Below are 16,328 nucleotides of genomic sequence, written 5' to 3' on the forward strand. Positions count from 1 at the left end.
CTGGCGCGCGATGCCTCCGGCGGGGATATTTATAGCCAGATGAATATCGGATCCCCTGCTTCATCTGGCCAAAAATATCTCGGGGGAGTCGCCCGGAACGGGCGGCGGGGGCAGCGCCCCCTACCCGCCTGGTCGCAAGTGGACCGGCTGGCCATGGGGTGTGGTCAGATACGCCTGCTCCCACGCGCGGTGAAGCATCTGCACGTCTTCCGGCACCGCCGCGCCCTGTTCGACCAGCAACCCTTCAAGCGTTTCCAGCCACGCGTGGAAATAGTCGTCTCCGCCATCCAGTTCACGATCCAGCCCGTTGCGCTTTAACGTGTCCGAAAACCGGGCCGCCCAATCGGGCCAGCCGAAACGTCCGGCTTCATTCAGGGCAACCGTTACGGCAAAGACCTGCGCGTGCCAGGGCTCGGCAAACACCGGTTCCGGCGCGGAATGTGTGGTGCAGTCACTCATGCGGGCTCCAGATAGCTTTGCCAGAGGTCCAGCACGACCTCATCATCCGGGTGTTCAGGGGAGGGCCAAAGCTCGGATGCCGGGAAGACAACGGCATATAGCGGTTCCGGTGCTTCACCCAAACGATGCGCGTTGGAATCCGGCAGGACATGGGTGCCATGCAATCGCAGGATACGACCTCGCGCGCCGGCAGCATAGACAGGCAAGCGCGTGTGACCACCATCGACAAGGCGATTGGCGGCTGGTCGCGCTGTCACCACCTGCTGACCGATCGTAAAACGCGCGGCAACGTTTGAAGGCCGATCTGCTGGTCCGCCTTTTGCAAGTGCAGCGGCGACAGCCTCGGCCTTCAGCGTCTTGTCCGTCAAGGGATGCGGCGCATCATCTCCGGCCCCTCGCAGATCATCCAGGGTCAGTACGCCTTGTTCAACCAACAGATCGGCAAGGCCCGAGATCCATTTCTCATAGTAGGAAAACCGGGTGTAATCCTTGGGCGACAACCGCTCTCGCGCGTGGCGAGATATGTCGATGTTCCACTGCCCCAGAAAACCGGCAGCCAGCGTCACGGCCAAAGCCCGCCCGTGCCAGTCTTCGGCAAAGACCGGCGCGTCCTCAGCCTCGGGCCGGATTTCGCCATCGCCAAAGCGTCCACCCATGTCGTGAACTCGTGTCATGAGGGCACCTTGGGCAAGCCCGTCCCGATCATGCTGTCGCGTGTCACCAATGCGGTCAGCTCATCCTCGCCCATACCTTCTGTGCCTTCGGGACGCATCGGCAAGACAAGGTACCGAATCTCGGCGGTCGAATCCCAGACACGCACTGCGGTGCTTTCGGGTAAGGTAACGCCGAACTCGGCCAGTACTTTGCGTGGCTCGCGCACGGCACGGGCGCGATAGGCATCGGATTTGTACCATCCGGGCGGGATACCCAGCAGCGGCCACGGGTAGCAACTGCACAGGGTGCACACGACCATGTTGTGCTGCTGGGGCGTGTTTTCGACGGCTACCATGTGTTCACCCTGACGGCCGTAATACCCAAGCTCGGCAACGACGGGTGTGGCATCTTCCAACAGTGCCGTTTTGAAATCAGGATCGCTCCAGGCTTTTGCCACGACGCGCGCGCCGTTTTGCGGGCCGATCTTGTTCTGATAGGTGTCGATGATCTCATCCAATGCTGCCGGATCGATCAGCCCCTTGCGGATCAGAATCGTCTCCAGCGCCTTGACGCGCAGCGCGGGTTCGGGTGGCAAAAGGGCGTGCGGGTGGTCGGGATCGTCATGAGGCATAGCCCGAAGCCTGCGTCAGGATTTACCGCTCTGTCCAGTCCCTTTGCTGTGATATGATACATCACGCGGGGTGATGTGAACTCGTGTCTTGCCCCCAAGATGAAACTTGCATAAGTACCACGCGATACACGTCACGCTGCACGGGACCACCATGGAAAACGTTGTTCTCATCATCCACCTTCTTTTGGCTTTGGGCCTGATTGCCGTTGTGCTGATGCAGCGGTCCGAAGGCGGTGGCCTTGGCATGGGTGGCGGTGGCGGCGGTGCCATGACTGGCCGCGCAGCGGCGACGGCATTGGGCAAAGTGACCTGGATTCTGGCGGCCTGTTTCATCGTGACCTCGATCACGCTGACCATTCTGGCGGCACAGAAATCTTCGGGCAGTTCGGTGATCGACCGTTTGGGTGTTCCGGCCCCTGCCGCGACCGAAGAAAGCACACCTGCGGTTCCGTCAGCGGATGATCTGCTGCCCCCGGCAGAGGGTGACAACGCGCCGCTGATCCCGCAGGCCGACTGATCCACTAGACCTAGAAACCTGAAAGAGAACTGCAACAGCATCTTGCGGTTCTCTTGCGCTATGCGCGCGAATCCTTTATACGTGAAGTCCCGTGATGCAGCGGTTTTTCGGAACCGTCGGGCAGCTGATTTTGACGTCTCACGGGAGCAGCCGAAAAACTATGGCGCGATTTATTTTCATCACTGGTGGTGTGGTTTCGTCCTTGGGCAAAGGACTGGCCTCGGCGGCCTTGGGCGCGCTGTTACAGGCCCGGGGATATTCGGTGCGTCTGCGCAAGTTGGACCCCTATCTGAACGTCGATCCAGGCACCATGTCGCCGTTCGAGCATGGCGAGGTTTTCGTCACCGATGACGGGGCCGAAACCGATCTGGACCTTGGCCACTATGAACGGTTCACCGGTGTGGCCGCGCGCAAGACCGACTCGGTCAGTTCGGGGCGGATTTACTCCAACGTGTTGGAAAAGGAACGCCGCGGGGATTACCTCGGCAAAACCATTCAGGTGATCCCGCACGTCACCAACGAGATCAAGGATTTCATCGCCATCGGCGAGGATGAGGTTGATTTCATGCTGTGCGAGATCGGCGGCACTGTCGGCGATATCGAAGGCCTGCCCTTTTTCGAAGCCATCCGTCAGTTCAGCCAGGACAAGCCGCGCGGTCAGTGCCTGTTCATGCACCTGACGCTGCTGCCCTATATCAAGGCGTCGGGTGAGTTGAAAACCAAACCGACCCAGCACTCGGTCAAGGAACTGCGGTCCATCGGTCTGGCCCCCGATATTCTGGTTTGCCGCTCGGAAGGCCCGATTCCGACCAAGGAACGCGAAAAGCTGGCGCTGTTCTGCAACGTGCGCCCGGACAGCGTGATCGCGGCGCAGGATCTTTCGACCATCTACGACGCCCCGCTGGCCTATCACCGCGAAGGGCTGGATCAGGCGGTTCTGGATGCGTTCCAGATCAGCCCTGCACCCAAGCCCGATCTGGCCAAATGGGAAGACGTCAGTGACCGCATCCACAACGCCGAGGGCGAGGTGAAGGTGGCCATCGTTGGCAAATACACCCAGCTGGAAGACGCCTATAAGTCGATTGCCGAAGCGCTGACTCATGGCGGCATGGCCAACCGGGTCAAGGTCAAGGTCGAGTGGGTAGACGCGGAAATCTTCGACACCGAAGACGCCGCCCCGCATCTGGAAGGCTTCCACGCGATCCTCGTGCCCGGCGGGTTCGGCGAGCGTGGGACCGAAGGCAAAATCAAAGCGGCGCAATATGCACGTGAACACAAGGTGCCCTATCTGGGTATCTGTCTGGGGATGCAGATGGCTGTGATCGAAGCGGCCCGCAACGCCGCTGGCATCGCCGAGGCCGGGTCCGAGGAATTCGACCACGAGGCTGGGAAACGGCGCTTTGAGCCTGTGGTCTACCATTTGAAAGAATGGGTGCAGGGCAACCATAAGGTCGAACGCAAGGTTGGGGATGACAAAGGCGGCACAATGCGGCTCGGCGCGTATAACGCGGTTCTCGCCGACGGCTCCAAAGTGGCCGAGGTTTATGGCGGCACCCAGATCGAGGAACGTCACCGTCACCGCTATGAAGTGGACATCAAATACCGCGACAAGCTGGAAAAAGCGGGCCTGAATTTCTCGGGCATGTCACCGGATGGCCGCTTGCCGGAAATCGTCGAATGGTCGGATCACCCGTGGTTCATCGGGGTGCAGTATCACCCGGAACTGAAATCCAAACCGTTCGATCCGCACCCTTTGTTCCGCGACTTTGTGCGCGCGGCCAAGGACACGTCGCGTCTGGTCTGATCCGGTCGCTGCAAAGTGATGTACCGACACAATTAAGCGCTTAGCGAATGTCCGGCATGGGGTTAACTGTTGAACAAGCTTCGACAGGAGATACCCCATGACCACCCAAGCCCAACACGCCGAAACCTTCACCCGCCTGCACAAGAAAGGTGATCCGGTCATCCTGTTCAACATCTGGGACGCAGGCAGCGCCGCGGCCGTGCGCGACGCAGGTGCGCAGGCGATCGCGACCGGCAGTGCTCCGGTCGCGATGGCGCAGGGGTTCAAGGACGGCGAGAATATCCCGCTGCAGGTCGCCTTGGACAATGCTAAACGCATTGTGGCCGCGATCGATCTGCCTGTTTCGCTGGATTTCGAGGGGGCCTATGCCGCTGATCCTGACGGGATTGCGGAAAACGTATCGCGGGCCCTGGACTGCGGTGTGGTAGGCTTCAACTTCGAGGATCAGATCGTCGGCGGTGATGGCCTTTACCCCATTGCCGAACAGGCCACACGGATCGAAGCGATGCGCAAAGCGTGTGATACGGCAGGGGTTCCGGCCTATATCAACGCCCGGACCGATATCTTCCTGAAAGCACCCGCCGACACGCATAACGCAGCCATGCTGGACGACGCGGTTGCCCGTGCGGCGGCGTTCCAGTCCGCCGGGGCCAGCGGGTTCTTTGCCCCTGGCCTGAAGGACGAAGCGATGATTGAGCAGCTCTGCGCAGCAACCGACCTGCCGGTCAACATTATCGCCCTGCCCGGCACCCCTGACACACCGCGATTGGCAACGTTGGGCGTGGCGCGGGTCAGCTATGGCCCTGTGCCCTATCGCCAGATGGTGGCATGGCTGACGGAACAGGCACGTGGCGCCATCGACTACGCCAAGTAGGCGTCCGGTGACCAAGATTCAGGGTCCGGATAATCTCAGTATCCCGCCCTGTCACAAAATGCGGATACCAATTCGCCAAGGCTGGGCGGGATTCGGTCGCTCTCGGCGATCTTGTGATTATTCATGCCTATGACGGGTAGTCCCAGCTTGGCGCGCCACAAAATATGGACTAACCTGACCTCATGTTGAAAAAGTTCTTTCAGGCGTTCAGACCGCCTCAGACCCAGCAACTGCCTGACCCTGATGCCGAACTGGCGTTGGGGGCGTTGATGGTGCGGGTGGCGCAGGCGGATCGCGATTACAAGCTGGAAGAAATCAGCCTGATCGACCGGATTTTGGCGCGTCTTTATCAGCATAACGCAATCGAAGCCGCCAAGGTGCGCGCGACCTGCGAGAAGCTGCATGCAGCCGCCCCCGAAACCGACACGTTCGGCAAGCTGATCCGCGAAACCACGGGCCTTGAGGAACGCATGGCCGCGCTGGACGCCCTGTGGGAGGTGGTGCTGGCCGATGGCGACTCGGACGAGGGCGAGATCAAGATCGTCGAAGAGGCCCGCGCCGCCATGGGGCTGAGCTTTAACGACAGCAAGGCCGCGCGCGAACGTGTGCAAAGCCGCTTGGAAGCCAGCTAAGCCGCGTCTATATCTGAGTCATGTTTAGCGATTTTCTGTCCCGGCTGACCCAGCCAGATCCCGACCCGTTGGTCGAAAACGATGCCCGGCTGGCCCTGACGGCCCTGTTGGTCCGCATCGCGCGATCCGACAATGACTATGCCGACACTGAAATGGCGCGGATCGACAAAGTCTCGGCCGAGCGCTATGGCCTGTCACCGTTCGAGGCCGCAGCCCTGCGCGCCCAGGCCGAAGACCTTGAGGCCGAGGCCCCCGACACCGTCCGCTTTACCCGCGCGATCAAAGAGGCCGTCGCCTACGAGGATCGTCTGGCCGTGGTTCAGGCCATGTGGTCGGTCGCGCTGGCCGATGGTCAGCGCACCGGTGAAGAGGATTCGCTGCTGCGTCTGGTTGTCAGCCTGCTGGGCGTCAGCGACGTGGATTCGGCGCGCGCCCGTCAGAAGGTTGCAAAAGCGTGACAGCGATGCTGGGCATGTATGACATGCCCCCCCTGCGCGCCGCCAATGACCGATTCTGGTCTTTGATCCATGCGAATCTGGGTTATGGCCCGCAGCATCTGGACCGAACCCGAGATGTCTGGGACGTCTGGCAGGATTCCGCTCTGATCTTTGCCCAGACCTGCGGGATGCCCTACCGCACCCGGCTGCATGGTCAGGTGCAGTTGGTTGGCACCCCGGATTACGACCTGCCCGGATGCCCGGCTGGCCACTATTGCTCGGTCCTTGTCGCCCGTGCGGATGATCCGCTCGATCTGGGCGATCTGACCAACGGAGTTTTTGCGTATAACGAGGCGCTGTCTCAATCCGGCTGGGCTGCCCCGATCACGCATCTGACCGCGCTGGGTCTGGCTCCGACCCAGCTTTTGGAAACAGGCGGCCACGCACTGTCCGCGCAGGCCGTGGCGGAGGGTCGCGCGGATCTTGCCTCGTTGGATGCGCTGACATGGGAGTTGCTGAAAGAGCATACAGATCTGGGCAGCCGTTTATGCGAAATCGCCCGCACGACCCCGACCCCTGCCCTGCCGTTCATAACCTCGCTCGGGCAAGACGCGGACCAGATCGCCAAGGCTGTTCGGTCCGCCATTGTGGACCTTTCGGATGATGACAGGCGGCGGCTTCACATCCGCAGGTTGATCGATATTCCGGCGGATCAGTACCTTGCGGTTCCAACTCCGCCCACGCCCGAAGCATTTGCGCGCAGAAGCTGACCGATTTGGTCATACCCTCTGGCCATTTTGGTTGATTAACCGCACGAATCTGTGATTTGCGCATTGCATTGCGCCCGTTTTTCCGCCCTATTACCGCACCAATACCAACGATGACTGGACCCTCCGTGACAGACGCCTCTGCCGTAATCGAGATCAGGAACCTTCACAAAAGCTTCGGTAGTCTCGAGGTGCTCAAGGGCGTGGATATCACTGCGAAACGCGGCGACGTTGTCTCGCTGATCGGGTCATCCGGCTCTGGCAAATCCACCCTTCTGCGGTGCTGCAACCTGCTGGAAGACAGCCAGCAGGGCGAGATCATGTTCAAGGGCGAGCCGGTGCATTGGAGCGGCTCTGGCGACGGGCGTCGCCCGGCTGATCCCAAGCAGGTGATGCGCATTCGGACCAACCTGTCGATGGTTTTCCAACAGTTCAACCTGTGGGCGCACATGACCATTTTGCAAAATGTCATGGAGGCTCCGGTAACCGTTTTGGGCCGTGACAAGGCCGAAGTGGAAGACAGCGCCCGTAAATACCTTGAAAAGGTTGGCATTGGCGACAAATGCGATGTCTACCCGGCGCAGTTGTCTGGTGGCCAACAACAACGCGCCGCTATCGCGCGCGGGTTGTGCATGGAGCCCGAGGCCCTGCTGTTTGACGAGCCAACCTCGGCCCTCGACCCGGAACTTGAACAAGAGGTGATCAAGGTGATCAAGGATCTGGCCGCCGAAGGCCGGACGATGATCATCGTGACCCATGACATGAAAATGGCTGCGGACATTTCCAGCCATGTCGTGTTCCTGCACCAGGGCCGGATCGAAGAAGAAGGCACGGCCGAAGATATCTTTACCTCTCCCGAATCCGAACGGCTTCGGGGTTTTCTCTCCGCCACTCAGGCGGCGTAACTTTAAGAACAGAACCAAACTCGGGAGTAACCAATGAAAAACCTGATTCTGTCTACCGCAGCACTGGCGCTGACCGCCGGTATCGCCATGGCCGACACCGTCCGCATGGGGACCGAGGGCGCCTACCCTCCGTATAACTTCATCAATGACGCCGGCGAAATCGACGGGTTCGAGCGTGAAGTGGGCGACGAGCTGTGCAAACGCGCCAATCTGGACTGCGAATGGGTCAAGAACGACTGGGATTCGATCATTCCGAACCTGGTCTCGGGCAACTACGACACCATCATCGCGGGCATGTCGATCACCGACGAACGCGATGAAGTTATTGATTTCACTCAGAACTACTTCCCGCCTGCAGCCTCGGCCTATGTCGGTGCGTCTGATGGCGTTGACGTGAGCAGCGGCATCGTTGCGGCACAAACTGCAACCATTCAGGCCGGTCACGTCGCCGAATCCGGCGCGACTCTGGTCGAGTTCGCGACCCCGGAAGAAACCATCGCAGCCGTGCGCAACGGTGAGGCTGATGCGGTCTTTGCCGACAAGGACTTCCTGGTCCCGATCGTCGAGGAATCCGGTGGTGAGCTGGTCTTTGTCGGTGATGACGTCCCGCTGGGCGGCGGCATCGGCTTGGGCATTCGCGAATCCGATGGCGAGCTGCGCGGCAAGTTCGACGAGGCGATCACCTCGATGAAGGCCGATGGCTCACTGAACGAGCTGATCGTCAAGTGGTTCGGCGAAGGCGTGCCGACCTATAACTCTGACGGTTCGGTCGTCACCAACTGATCCGCACACATGGGTTCGGCGCCCCTAGTAGCGCCGAACCTGTCCCGGCCCTGCGCCGGGGTTGACGTTCGAAAGACGCCGTATGTTTTCCTATTGTGCTGATCCCGACACGCTGGGCACCTTCCGCTGGTTCTCGTGCTACCTGACCAACGGTGTGCACTGGTCGTTCTACCTGTCGTTTCTGAAGGTCCTTGGGTTGCTGGCCGTGACCGCCCCGGTCGCGCTGAGTTTCGGGTTTGCAGGCGCAATGGCGGCCCGGTCGCATTTCGCTCCGCTCAGCTGGTTGGGTAAAGGATACATAGCCGTCGTACGCGGCGTGCCCGACATCGCGTTCTTTCTGTTCTTTGTGATTGCTCTGGATCAGGCATTCGAATGGACTCGCCACCAAGTTATGTGCTCCGAATGGACCGACCCGGTGCGTCAGGGCAATGACTTCATCGTCTGTCAGGCCGCAAAACTGCCCTTGGGCAGCGCACCGGAATGGGTGCACGAAACCTATGGGTTCGTGCTGGCCGTCATCACCTTTTCTATCGTGTTCGGTGCGTTTGCAGCCAACGTGCTGTTCGGCGGGATGCGGGCGGTTCCGCATGCCCAGCTTGAGACCGCCGAAGCCTATGGCATGACCCGCCGCCAGACCTTCTGGCGTATCCTCGTGCCGCAAATGTGGGTCTACGCCCTGCCCGGCCTGTCGAACCTGTGGATGGTGCTGATCAAGGCCACCCCACTGCTGTTCCTGTTGGGCATCGAGGACATCGTCTATTGGGCCCGAGAGTTGGGTGGCACCAAGACCTCGCGCTTCACCGATTACCCGCATGGCGACTGGCGCATGTGGTACTTCCTGTTCCTGCTGATCTTCTATCTCGGCATGACCCGCATCTCGGAAATCGTGCTTGAAAAGCTGATGCGCCGCCTGTCCCACGGTCAGGCCACCGCGGGCGGAGAGTTGCTGCGCAAGGAGACGACGGCATGACAATCGCGCTTCAAAACCTCAACCGGGTGCCGCACGCGATTGCAATGCAATGGCTTTCGCGCACGCGGTCTCCTTTGCAAGGAGCCCGGGCATGAGTTGCATCCAGACAATTCAGGACTACGCCCTCCGCTCTGTCGGCATTGGCGAGCGCCTGCTGCCGAAATCAGACTTTACCCTGTGCGAGCAGTTCACGCTGATTGGTTCGGGCATGATCTGGAATATCTATTTCGGCATTATGGCCCTTGCGACCGGGTTCTTTCTGGCCACCGCGTTGGCCGTCGGCAAGGCTTCCCCGAACAAATGGCTGCGCAAGCCTGCGGAATGGTTCATCTTCCTGTTCCGCGGCTCGCCTTTGTTCATCCAGTTCTTCTTCGCCTATTTCTTCTTCCTTTCGCTGAAGAAACCCTACCCGATGTTCGACGCCTTCACCTCGGCCTGGCTGGGCGCGCTGATCGTTCTGTTCCTCAACACCGCGGCCTATACAGGTGAGATCTTCTATGGCGCCCTGCGCTCGATCCCCAAGGGCGATATCGAAGCGGCAGACGCCTATGGTATGACCGGCTGGGCTCGCTTCCGCCGGATCGTCTGGCCCACCATGCTGCGTCTTGCGTGGCCCGCCTACACGAATGAGGCGATCTTTCTGTTCCACGCCACAACGCTGGTCTTCTTCTCGGCCTTCCCCGCCTGGCAACAACGCGGAGATGCGCTGTATTACGCCAGCTATTTCGCGGACAAGACGTTCAACCCGTTTGTGCCTTACCCGATTCTGGCATTCTACTTCATCCTGCTGACGCTGGTGATCATCTGGGGCTTTGGACTGGTCAACAAACGCCTGAACCGGCATTTGCCCGCCGCGAAACAGAGCAAGATGAAATTCAAACTGAACCTGGCGCGCTGAATTCAGGCGCGTCTTAGGCACACAGCACTGAACCCGCCAAAAGCGCGATTTTTACGTCTCATTTTGGGGAAGTGGTACCGCCTCCCTGGCTTGAACAGGGGACCTCTGGATCCACAATCCAGCGCTCTAACCAACTGAGCTAAGGCGGCACTCGTGAGGGGCGATTTACCGAACGCGCCCGGGGAATGCAAGAGGATTAAAGCCGAAATTTCCAGCTTTGTTCGACAAGATCGACCCCGAAAGACCGCACCGGTTTGCTGTCCACCAACTGCCATCCGGTGGCCTTATACAGCGCGCAGGCGGCCTCGTGGCTTTCATGGGTCCATAGCTGCATCTGCCTGTATCCGGCGGCCTGGGCAAAGCCCATACAGGTCGCCAAAAGCCGCTTGCCCAGCCCCAAGCCGCGCGCCTCGGGCACCAGAAGGAACAGACGGAGTTTTGCCGTCTGGTCATCCAGCCTGACGCAGAAGATACTGCCCAACCGCTCTCCGTCCCGCTCGGCGATCCAGCCGCGCTCGCAGGTCGGATCATGATCCGCGATGAAGTCGTCGAGAATACGCGCCGCCAGCGGGGCGAATGTCTCATCAAAGCCTTCGTCCCGCGCATAAAGCGTTCCGTGCCGTTCAACCAGCCACGGGGCATCTTCGGCCCGGAATTGTCTGAGATCCACATTTGCCATGCCATATCTGAGCGCATTGGCGGCTTGATTCTCAACCCCGCGCGCGCTAGCACGAGTGCTCAGTCCCGGAGGCGCGTATGGGTATCAACACCGAACGAGACATTCAGGCCAACCTTCAGATCGGGCCTACCGATCAGGGGATGGTGCGTTTGTTCATCGAGGCCGATGGCATCGAAATTCCGATGGATTTCGACCCTGAAGAGGCTGAAGAAATCGCCGACGAACTGCGCGCGGCAGCACAGGCGGCGCGTGCCGTCAAAGACTGACCAGCTTCAAATTCGCGGATCACGCAGCGCCTGCAGACGACGGGCCGCGTCGGTTGCAAATTTCTGGATCATCTTCTTGCGCCGCGCCGGGGCCAGCTTGTCTTCGGGTGCCATTCTGATGATCTCGGCATCATAAGCGTCGGCGATGATCAGGCCGGTTTCCTCTGGCAACAGCTCGGTCGGGAACTCGGTATCCACGGCCCAAAAGAATCGGTCGCACCACTCCAGATAGCCCTGCCATTTCGAATCCGACTGGTAATCGGCGCGACTGGATTTGCATTCGATCACCCAAAGCTCACCCTTGGGGCCCAGCCCCATCACATCGACGCGCAGGCCACGCGCCGGAACGAATTCCTCAACGGAAACAAATCCATGCGCGGTCAGATGACGCGCCACGCCACGCGCAAGTTTCTGTCCGGGTTGCAGATCCAGTGTCATGCGAGAAGTGTGAACAATGCGTGAACAAATGTAAAGCCTCCCAACGTGGCTTGACATGATACCGTATGGTACTGCATCAATATGATACCAAATGGTATCCTTACCGAGGTAACAAATGCAGACCCTAACCCAAAACGCGTTTCGTGCGCTGGCCGACCCTACCCGGCGTGACATCGTCAAACTGCTGGCGTCCGAGGATATGACAATCGGCCAACTGACGGACCGGTTCGACATGACCCGCGCCGCCGTCAAGAAACACCTGACGGTCCTGTCCGATGGCGGGCTGATCACGGTCGAGGCGCGCGGCCGAGAACGCATCAACCGCATAGAACCCCGCGGTATGGCCCCGGTTCTGGACTGGCTCAGCTACTTTGACCAGTTCTGGGATGACCGCCTCAACTCTCTCAAGGAAGCTATTGAAAGGAATGATAAATGACCGAATCTGTTTTGCAAAAAACGATCTTTCTGCGGGCCGAACCGGAAACCGTATGGGCCTATTTGACCGAGCCCGATAGGCTGGCGGAATGGTTCCACAAACCCCAGCACCCATTGGCCAAGGGTCAAAAGCTTGAGATGTACGGAACCACCAGCGGCGACCTTTTGATCTGGGGCGAAGTCCGCGAGGCGCGCGCGCCAGAGTATCTGGAATATACGTTCACCGTGAAACCCATGGGCGACGCCGTCAGCGTGGTCAAATGGACGCTTACTCCGGTTGCGGGCGGAACGCGTCTGAGCCTGTTGCACGAAGGCCTGCCGCAGAATGCCGACGCCTTCGGCCTTATCCTGGCGCTGGACAACGGCTGGGACGAGCATTTCGGCAAGATGCGCACAGCATTGCACGAAACTGTTGATGCCTGACCCCTTGTGCGAACCCGTCAGACGCCCTAACTAAGCGCTTGGCGGGTTCTGCCCTTCTTGTGACAGGTAGCATTCTGGTGGCCTTAAGCAATTCCGAGGGGGCTGGCTCTGTTCAGGTCCTGGCCTGATTACCCGGCGCCCACCTGTACATACAGGTCCTCGGGAATCACACCGCACGGTTGGCTGGCGGTCCCGCCACTTTTCCCCTGAAATTCAGCGCTCTGCGCGGGCTTCCTGCTTGGCCATAGCGGGCTTGAAGCTGTGCACAACGGGCGATCCGCGACGCGGGCCGCCGGGCTTTTCGGCCATGCTCATGATCTTGTAGGCGAACTGCACCCCGGCAAAGACGATCCCGTTCATGAACCAGATCATCGCAAGCGCGATCAACCCGACCTCGGACCCGAAAATCAGCCCTCGCAGATTTGCGACATTCAGCGCCAGCAGCACCCCGACAAACACGGCCGAGATCACAAATCCCCATGCAACTTGCGTAATGTAAAGGCGGATCAGTTTGGGCATCACAAAGCTCCTTGTCTGATGCCACGAGGATAGCGCATGGTCGGGCAGAGTAAACCGCGCCCCGCCGGGGTGCGACACTGTATGCGGAGTTTCAATGAATGCCCTCAGCCTGTTCGCGCTTGACCTACTCGAAGCGCTGTCTTTGCGTCACGACGATCAGGAACGGTGGGAGTTCACGTTAGACCGGCTGGCCGAGATCGGGTTCAACGCGCTGAACATGGTGTGCTTCACGCCCGAGACCGGCGCGATCCATTGGGTGCGCAGTTCGATGTCCAAAGGCTGGCTGAACCGCTACGACACGCAAGGCTATGCCGAAGCGGACCCCATGCTGGCGCAGGTTCAGAACGGCAAGGAAAGCCTTTACGTGCAGGCCGCAAGCCTGAAACCGTCGGATGGCCATTCTGACAAGGCACTGGGTCTGAACCATGATCTGGAGAAGGCCGGATATATCCACCTGTATTCTCTGGTGGTGCCCTGCCCCGACAACGAGGCCAAGCTGGTCGTGCTGGCCTCGGACCAACAGGACGTCCAGTTGATGATGACCGAACAGCAGCGGGACATGCGCGTCTTGGCCACCGTGCTGGCCACCAATCTGGGGTCGGACATTCCCAGCAATCATGGCCGTGTCTACGACATCGCCAGCATCGCACCGACCGCGCCGGACATGACACTGCGGGAATTGCAGGTTCTGAACCTACTGGCGCTTGGCCACCGCAACGACAGGATCGCTGAACAATTGGGCCTGTCCGAGATTACGATACGCACCCATCTGAAAAACGCGCGTGACAAACTGCAGGCCCCAACCCGCGAATCCGCCTTGGTCCGCGCGATGCAGCTGGGCCTGATCGATCCGCAGCGCTATCGGAATCGATAGGTGGCGCGTCAGAGGATTTCCGTTAAAGTGCTGGTGTCTTTGGATAAAACTGTGAGTGGTGGACACCGGAGGCTTGTTTAAACAAGTGTATTGCAAACGTTCAGGCGCAGCTCGGTTTCGAGTCTGCGCCTTATTCTTGTCGTCCGGTGATGTGGCTCAGAACGCCTCGGGTTGCGCCTCACGCGCCATGTGGTCCAGCACGGCGTTGACGAATTTCGGCTCTTTGCCTTCGGGGAAGAAGGCGCGCGCGACATCGACGAATTCGGTGATGACCACCTTGGGCGGCGTGTCGCTTTGGGTCAGCTCGGCCCCGGCTGCGCGGAACAGCGCCCGCAGGGTCGGATCGATGCGCGAGATCGGCCATTTGGCGACCAGCGCACGGTCGGTCATCTGGTCAATCGGGGCCTGATAGTTCACAGCATTGTCCACCAGCGAGCGGAAGACGCTGATATCGCCATCCAGCATCTCGTCCCCTTCATAGACAGCGCCAAACCGGTGATCCAGAAACTCATTCACGACGGCTTCGGTCGTCTGGCCCGACTGCTCCATCTGGAACAGCGCCTGCACGGCATAAAGCCGGGCGGCGGATTTCATCAGGCGTTTCTGGTTGGCCGGTTTCGGCGCGTCTGTCTTGGTCATGCTGTCGAGGGTCCGTTGCTGTCGCCCGCCACAAGGATGGACTCGGACGGTGGCTTGAAGCCAACGCCCTTTTTCGAAGCGCCCCATTTACGGCTGAGCGCAATCAGATGCAAGGCCGCAGCAGCCGCGCCGCCGCCTTTATTCATCTTTTCGGGGTTGGCGCGAACCTCGGCCTGATCGTCATTCTCGACGGTCAGGATACCGTTGCCGATGCACAGGCCCTGCAGGCCCATCAACTGGATGGCGCGGCTCGAGTCGTTGCAGACGGTTTCGTAATGCGTGGTCTCACCGCGAATGACGCAGCCCAGCGCGACATAGCCGTCGAAATTGCACTGGCGGTCCGCCATGGCGATGGCGGTGGGAATCTCCAGCGCGCCGGGGACCTCGACGACCTCACAGGTGCCGCCGGCCGCTTCGATCTCGGCCTTCGCACCGGCGATCAGGTTGTCTGCAATCGCGCGATAGAAAGGGGCCGCCACGATCAGCAGCTTCACCGGTTTGTCGAATTTGAGTGTCGGCAAAACGCCATGTTCGTCTTGAGCAGCCATGATCAGTCTTCCTTCAGGATCGAACGGGTACCGACGATGGACAGGCCAAACGCGTCGAGCCCCAGATAAACGGTTTCAGGCGAGTCCGTCAGCAGCACCAGTTCCTGAATGCCCATCTTGGACAGGATTTGCGCGCCCAGACCGGTTTGCTTGATCGTGCGCGGGCCTTCATCTTCGGCCGCATACAGCGAGTTACGCGGCTGCCGGAACAGGCAGACCACACCGCGCCCCACTTCTGCGATCTTCTCCATCGCGCGCGGCAACTCGCGCGAGGATTTAGGGCCGAGGCCCAGAATATCCGGCGCTTCGTGCAGGGCGTGGGTGCGGGTCAGAACCGGCTCTGGTGTAGTCACATCGCCTTTGACCATCACCACATGCTCGATGCCGTGGGTCTGGTCGGTGAAAATCCGCATCTCCCATTCGCCGCCATATTCTGAATTGACGGTTTCGCGAGAGGTTTCGACCACCAGATTGTCATTGCGCGACCGGTACGCAATCAGATCGCTGATTGTGCCGATCTTCATGTCATGCTCTTTGGCGAATTCCACCAGATCGGGCAGACGCGCCATGGTGCCGTCAGCCTTCATGATCTCACAGATGACACCCGACGGGTTCAGCCCCGCCAGACGCGAGATATCCACGGCGGCCTCGGTATGTCCTGCACGCACCAGCACCCCACCCCGCTTGGCACGCAGCGGGAAGATATGGCCCGGCGTTGCGATATGGGCCATCGTGTTCTGCCCGTTGATCGCAGTTGCCACCGTCAGCGCGCGGTCGGCAGCGGAAATCCCGGTGGACACACCCTCGCGCGCTTCAATCGACACGGTAAAGGCCGTCTCGTGACGCGACGAGTTGTTCACTGCCATCATCGGCAGGCCCAGAGCATCCACGCGTTCGGCCGTCATCGGCAGACAGATCAGCCCGCGTCCATGGGTGGCCATGAAGTTGATCGCCTCGGCATCGGCAAATTCAGCCGGGATCACCAGATCGCCTTCGTTCTCGCGATCCTCGTGATCGACCAGAATATACATCCGGCCCTTGCGCGCCTCGTCGATGATCTCTTCGATCGGGCTGATCGCGTCACGCAACTGGGCCTCGACCGGACCGGGGGTTTCAAAGCTCATGGGGCAGCCTTTCACAAGAGCATTTCTGCAAGGCGGGATAGACCACACTGCG

23 protein-coding genes and 1 tRNA gene are annotated in these 16,328 nt (G+C 60.0%); 14 read left to right on the plus strand and 10 right to left on the minus strand.

Features of this window, described 5'->3' with window-relative positions; translation table 11 throughout:
• Positions 1 to 120: 120 nt before the first annotated feature.
• The 3 genes from ACR0LW_RS10780 to nthA are packed head-to-tail and all read right to left on the minus strand — an operon-like array spanning position 121 to position 1,744.
• Positions 121 to 459, minus strand: coding sequence for a nitrile hydratase accessory protein (locus tag ACR0LW_RS10780; protein ID WP_480882639.1), 339 nt, complete (start codon positions 457 to 459; stop codon positions 121 to 123).
• Positions 456 to 1,133, minus strand: a complete 678-nt coding sequence (gene nthB / locus ACR0LW_RS10785; protein ID WP_480882640.1) for a nitrile hydratase subunit beta — start codon at positions 1,131 to 1,133, stop codon at positions 456 to 458. Before nthB ends, ACR0LW_RS10780 begins: the two co-directional genes overlap by 4 nt.
• Complete coding sequence (nthA, locus tag ACR0LW_RS10790) at positions 1,130 to 1,744, minus strand: nitrile hydratase subunit alpha (protein WP_480882641.1); 615 nt, start codon at positions 1,742 to 1,744, stop codon at positions 1,130 to 1,132. The genes nthB and nthA overlap by 4 nt, the downstream gene beginning before the upstream one ends.
• A gap of 151 nt (positions 1,745 to 1,895) precedes the next feature.
• Between nthA and secG the strand changes: the two genes are divergently transcribed.
• From secG to ACR0LW_RS10840, 10 genes are all read left to right on the plus strand, one after another.
• Positions 1,896 to 2,261 carry a preprotein translocase subunit SecG gene (secG, locus tag ACR0LW_RS10795; RefSeq protein WP_170453086.1) on the plus strand — a complete coding sequence of 122 codons (366 nt, stop codon included), beginning with the start codon at positions 1,896 to 1,898 and terminating at the stop codon, positions 2,259 to 2,261.
• A 160-nt stretch (positions 2,262 to 2,421) separates the two neighbouring features.
• Positions 2,422 to 4,065: a CTP synthase gene (locus ACR0LW_RS10800; RefSeq protein ID WP_170451529.1), complete on the plus strand. Its 1,644-nt coding sequence runs from the start codon at positions 2,422 to 2,424 to the stop codon at positions 4,063 to 4,065.
• A gap of 97 nt (positions 4,066 to 4,162) precedes the next feature.
• Positions 4,163 to 4,939: an isocitrate lyase/PEP mutase family protein gene (locus tag ACR0LW_RS10805; RefSeq protein WP_480882642.1), complete on the plus strand. Its 777-nt coding sequence runs from the start codon at positions 4,163 to 4,165 to the stop codon at positions 4,937 to 4,939.
• A 182-nt stretch (positions 4,940 to 5,121) separates the two neighbouring features.
• Positions 5,122 to 5,571 carry a tellurite resistance TerB family protein gene (locus ACR0LW_RS10810; protein WP_170451533.1) on the plus strand — a complete coding sequence of 150 codons (450 nt, stop codon included), beginning with the start codon at positions 5,122 to 5,124 and terminating at the stop codon, positions 5,569 to 5,571.
• 20 nt (positions 5,572 to 5,591) lie between these two features.
• Positions 5,592 to 6,029 carry a tellurite resistance TerB family protein gene (locus tag ACR0LW_RS10815; protein ID WP_480882643.1) on the plus strand — a complete coding sequence of 146 codons (438 nt, stop codon included), beginning with the start codon at positions 5,592 to 5,594 and terminating at the stop codon, positions 6,027 to 6,029.
• Positions 6,026 to 6,778, plus strand: a complete 753-nt coding sequence (locus ACR0LW_RS10820) for a phosphate/phosphite/phosphonate ABC transporter substrate-binding protein (protein ID WP_480882644.1) — start codon at positions 6,026 to 6,028, stop codon at positions 6,776 to 6,778. The genes ACR0LW_RS10815 and ACR0LW_RS10820 overlap by 4 nt, the downstream gene beginning before the upstream one ends.
• A gap of 125 nt (positions 6,779 to 6,903) precedes the next feature.
• Positions 6,904 to 7,680, plus strand: a complete 777-nt coding sequence (locus ACR0LW_RS10825; protein WP_480882645.1) for an ABC transporter ATP-binding protein — start codon at positions 6,904 to 6,906, stop codon at positions 7,678 to 7,680.
• A gap of 33 nt (positions 7,681 to 7,713) precedes the next feature.
• Positions 7,714 to 8,463 (plus strand): transporter substrate-binding domain-containing protein, encoded by a 750-nt coding sequence (locus ACR0LW_RS10830; protein ID WP_170451541.1) that lies wholly within the window; start codon positions 7,714 to 7,716, stop codon positions 8,461 to 8,463.
• 82 nt (positions 8,464 to 8,545) lie between these two features.
• Positions 8,546 to 9,433 carry an ABC transporter permease gene (locus ACR0LW_RS10835; protein ID WP_480882646.1) on the plus strand — a complete coding sequence of 296 codons (888 nt, stop codon included), beginning with the start codon at positions 8,546 to 8,548 and terminating at the stop codon, positions 9,431 to 9,433.
• 91 nt (positions 9,434 to 9,524) lie between these two features.
• Positions 9,525 to 10,331 carry an ABC transporter permease subunit gene (locus tag ACR0LW_RS10840; protein ID WP_170630314.1) on the plus strand — a complete coding sequence of 269 codons (807 nt, stop codon included), beginning with the start codon at positions 9,525 to 9,527 and terminating at the stop codon, positions 10,329 to 10,331.
• A gap of 72 nt (positions 10,332 to 10,403) precedes the next feature.
• On the opposite strand, the gene ACR0LW_RS10845 is transcribed toward ACR0LW_RS10840, so the two are convergent.
• Together ACR0LW_RS10845 and ACR0LW_RS10850 are read right to left on the minus strand one after the other, a co-directional pair.
• Positions 10,404 to 10,480 (minus strand) — tRNA-His (locus ACR0LW_RS10845).
• Positions 10,481 to 10,527: 47 nt separating this feature from the next.
• The gene (locus tag ACR0LW_RS10850) at positions 10,528 to 11,010 is read right to left on the minus strand and encodes an N-acetyltransferase family protein (protein ID WP_480882647.1); all 483 of its coding nucleotides are present in this window, start codon (positions 11,008 to 11,010) and stop codon (positions 10,528 to 10,530) included.
• A gap of 77 nt (positions 11,011 to 11,087) precedes the next feature.
• Here ACR0LW_RS10850 and ACR0LW_RS10855 point away from each other — a divergent pair, with 77 nt between their 5' ends.
• A complete protein-coding gene (locus ACR0LW_RS10855) occupies positions 11,088 to 11,276 on the plus strand; it encodes a DUF6324 family protein (protein ID WP_170451549.1) in 189 nt (62 codons plus the stop codon).
• A 6-nt stretch (positions 11,277 to 11,282) separates the two neighbouring features.
• Here the strand turns inward: ACR0LW_RS10855 and ACR0LW_RS10860 are convergent, their stop codons facing one another.
• Positions 11,283 to 11,714, minus strand: a complete 432-nt coding sequence (locus ACR0LW_RS10860; RefSeq protein ID WP_170630316.1) for an MmcB family DNA repair protein — start codon at positions 11,712 to 11,714, stop codon at positions 11,283 to 11,285.
• 115 nt (positions 11,715 to 11,829) lie between these two features.
• Here ACR0LW_RS10860 and ACR0LW_RS10865 point away from each other — a divergent pair, with 115 nt between their 5' ends.
• Both ACR0LW_RS10865 and ACR0LW_RS10870 read left to right on the plus strand, forming a co-directional pair.
• Positions 11,830 to 12,150 carry an ArsR/SmtB family transcription factor gene (locus ACR0LW_RS10865; protein WP_480882648.1) on the plus strand — a complete coding sequence of 107 codons (321 nt, stop codon included), beginning with the start codon at positions 11,830 to 11,832 and terminating at the stop codon, positions 12,148 to 12,150.
• Positions 12,147 to 12,572: an SRPBCC family protein gene (locus ACR0LW_RS10870; RefSeq protein ID WP_480882649.1), complete on the plus strand. Its 426-nt coding sequence runs from the start codon at positions 12,147 to 12,149 to the stop codon at positions 12,570 to 12,572. The genes ACR0LW_RS10865 and ACR0LW_RS10870 overlap by 4 nt, the downstream gene beginning before the upstream one ends.
• A 213-nt stretch (positions 12,573 to 12,785) precedes the next feature.
• Here ACR0LW_RS10870 and ACR0LW_RS10875 read toward each other — a convergent pair whose 3' ends face one another.
• On the minus strand, positions 12,786 to 13,091 hold the full coding sequence (locus ACR0LW_RS10875; RefSeq protein ID WP_170621579.1) for a hypothetical protein: 306 nt from the start codon (positions 13,089 to 13,091) through the stop codon (positions 12,786 to 12,788).
• Between the two features lie 94 nt (positions 13,092 to 13,185).
• Between ACR0LW_RS10875 and ACR0LW_RS10880 the strand changes: the two genes are divergently transcribed.
• Entirely contained in the window at positions 13,186 to 13,965 is a 780-nt protein-coding gene (locus ACR0LW_RS10880) for a helix-turn-helix transcriptional regulator (RefSeq protein WP_170621578.1), read from the plus strand.
• Positions 13,966 to 14,121: 156 nt separating this feature from the next.
• Here ACR0LW_RS10880 and nusB read toward each other — a convergent pair whose 3' ends face one another.
• The 3 genes from nusB to ribB are packed head-to-tail and all read right to left on the minus strand — an operon-like array spanning position 14,122 to position 16,276.
• Positions 14,122 to 14,604, minus strand: coding sequence for a transcription antitermination factor NusB (gene nusB / locus ACR0LW_RS10885; RefSeq protein WP_170621577.1), 483 nt, complete (start codon positions 14,602 to 14,604; stop codon positions 14,122 to 14,124).
• A complete protein-coding gene (locus ACR0LW_RS10890; protein ID WP_480882650.1) occupies positions 14,601 to 15,152 on the minus strand; it encodes a 6,7-dimethyl-8-ribityllumazine synthase in 552 nt (183 codons plus the stop codon). The genes nusB and ACR0LW_RS10890 overlap by 4 nt, the downstream gene beginning before the upstream one ends.
• 2 nt (positions 15,153 to 15,154) lie before the next feature.
• The gene (gene ribB / locus ACR0LW_RS10895; RefSeq protein ID WP_480882651.1) at positions 15,155 to 16,276 is read right to left on the minus strand and encodes a 3,4-dihydroxy-2-butanone-4-phosphate synthase; all 1,122 of its coding nucleotides are present in this window, start codon (positions 16,274 to 16,276) and stop codon (positions 15,155 to 15,157) included.
• Positions 16,277 to 16,328: the final 52 nt, after the last annotated feature.

The sequence above is a fragment of the Ruegeria sp. N4 genome, assembly GCF_056531425.1.

Excerpts from the sequence above, each read along its gene's own strand:
- nthB (WP_480882640.1), bottom strand. The coding sequence starts at position 1,133 with ATGACACGAGTTCACGACATGGGTGGACGCTTTGGCGATGGCGAAATC.
- ACR0LW_RS10805 (WP_480882642.1), top strand. The coding sequence starts at position 4,163 with ATGACCACCCAAGCCCAACACGCCGAAACCTTCACCCGCCTGCACAAG.
- ribB (WP_480882651.1), bottom strand. The coding sequence starts at position 16,276 with ATGAGCTTTGAAACCCCCGGTCCGGTCGAGGCCCAGTTGCGTGACGCG.
- ACR0LW_RS10870 (WP_480882649.1), top strand. The coding sequence starts at position 12,147 with ATGACCGAATCTGTTTTGCAAAAAACGATCTTTCTGCGGGCCGAACCG.
- ACR0LW_RS10830 (WP_170451541.1), top strand. The coding sequence starts at position 7,714 with ATGAAAAACCTGATTCTGTCTACCGCAGCACTGGCGCTGACCGCCGGT.
- ACR0LW_RS10835 (WP_480882646.1), top strand. The coding sequence starts at position 8,546 with ATGTTTTCCTATTGTGCTGATCCCGACACGCTGGGCACCTTCCGCTGG.
- ACR0LW_RS10890 (WP_480882650.1), bottom strand. The coding sequence starts at position 15,152 with ATGGCTGCTCAAGACGAACATGGCGTTTTGCCGACACTCAAATTCGAC.
- ACR0LW_RS10850 (WP_480882647.1), bottom strand. The coding sequence starts at position 11,010 with ATGGCAAATGTGGATCTCAGACAATTCCGGGCCGAAGATGCCCCGTGG.
- ACR0LW_RS10815 (WP_480882643.1), top strand. The coding sequence starts at position 5,592 with ATGTTTAGCGATTTTCTGTCCCGGCTGACCCAGCCAGATCCCGACCCG.
- ACR0LW_RS10810 (WP_170451533.1), top strand. The coding sequence starts at position 5,122 with ATGTTGAAAAAGTTCTTTCAGGCGTTCAGACCGCCTCAGACCCAGCAA.
- ACR0LW_RS10880 (WP_170621578.1), top strand. The coding sequence starts at position 13,186 with ATGAATGCCCTCAGCCTGTTCGCGCTTGACCTACTCGAAGCGCTGTCT.
- ACR0LW_RS10855 (WP_170451549.1), top strand. The coding sequence starts at position 11,088 with ATGGGTATCAACACCGAACGAGACATTCAGGCCAACCTTCAGATCGGG.
- ACR0LW_RS10840 (WP_170630314.1), top strand. The coding sequence starts at position 9,525 with ATGAGTTGCATCCAGACAATTCAGGACTACGCCCTCCGCTCTGTCGGC.
- secG (WP_170453086.1), top strand. The coding sequence starts at position 1,896 with ATGGAAAACGTTGTTCTCATCATCCACCTTCTTTTGGCTTTGGGCCTG.
- nthA (WP_480882641.1), bottom strand. The coding sequence starts at position 1,744 with ATGCCTCATGACGATCCCGACCACCCGCACGCCCTTTTGCCACCCGAA.
- ACR0LW_RS10875 (WP_170621579.1), bottom strand. The coding sequence starts at position 13,091 with ATGCCCAAACTGATCCGCCTTTACATTACGCAAGTTGCATGGGGATTT.
- nusB (WP_170621577.1), bottom strand. The coding sequence starts at position 14,604 with ATGACCAAGACAGACGCGCCGAAACCGGCCAACCAGAAACGCCTGATG.
- ACR0LW_RS10800 (WP_170451529.1), top strand. The coding sequence starts at position 2,422 with ATGGCGCGATTTATTTTCATCACTGGTGGTGTGGTTTCGTCCTTGGGC.
- ACR0LW_RS10860 (WP_170630316.1), bottom strand. The coding sequence starts at position 11,714 with ATGACACTGGATCTGCAACCCGGACAGAAACTTGCGCGTGGCGTGGCG.
- ACR0LW_RS10780 (WP_480882639.1), bottom strand. The coding sequence starts at position 459 with ATGAGTGACTGCACCACACATTCCGCGCCGGAACCGGTGTTTGCCGAG.
- ACR0LW_RS10865 (WP_480882648.1), top strand. The coding sequence starts at position 11,830 with ATGCAGACCCTAACCCAAAACGCGTTTCGTGCGCTGGCCGACCCTACC.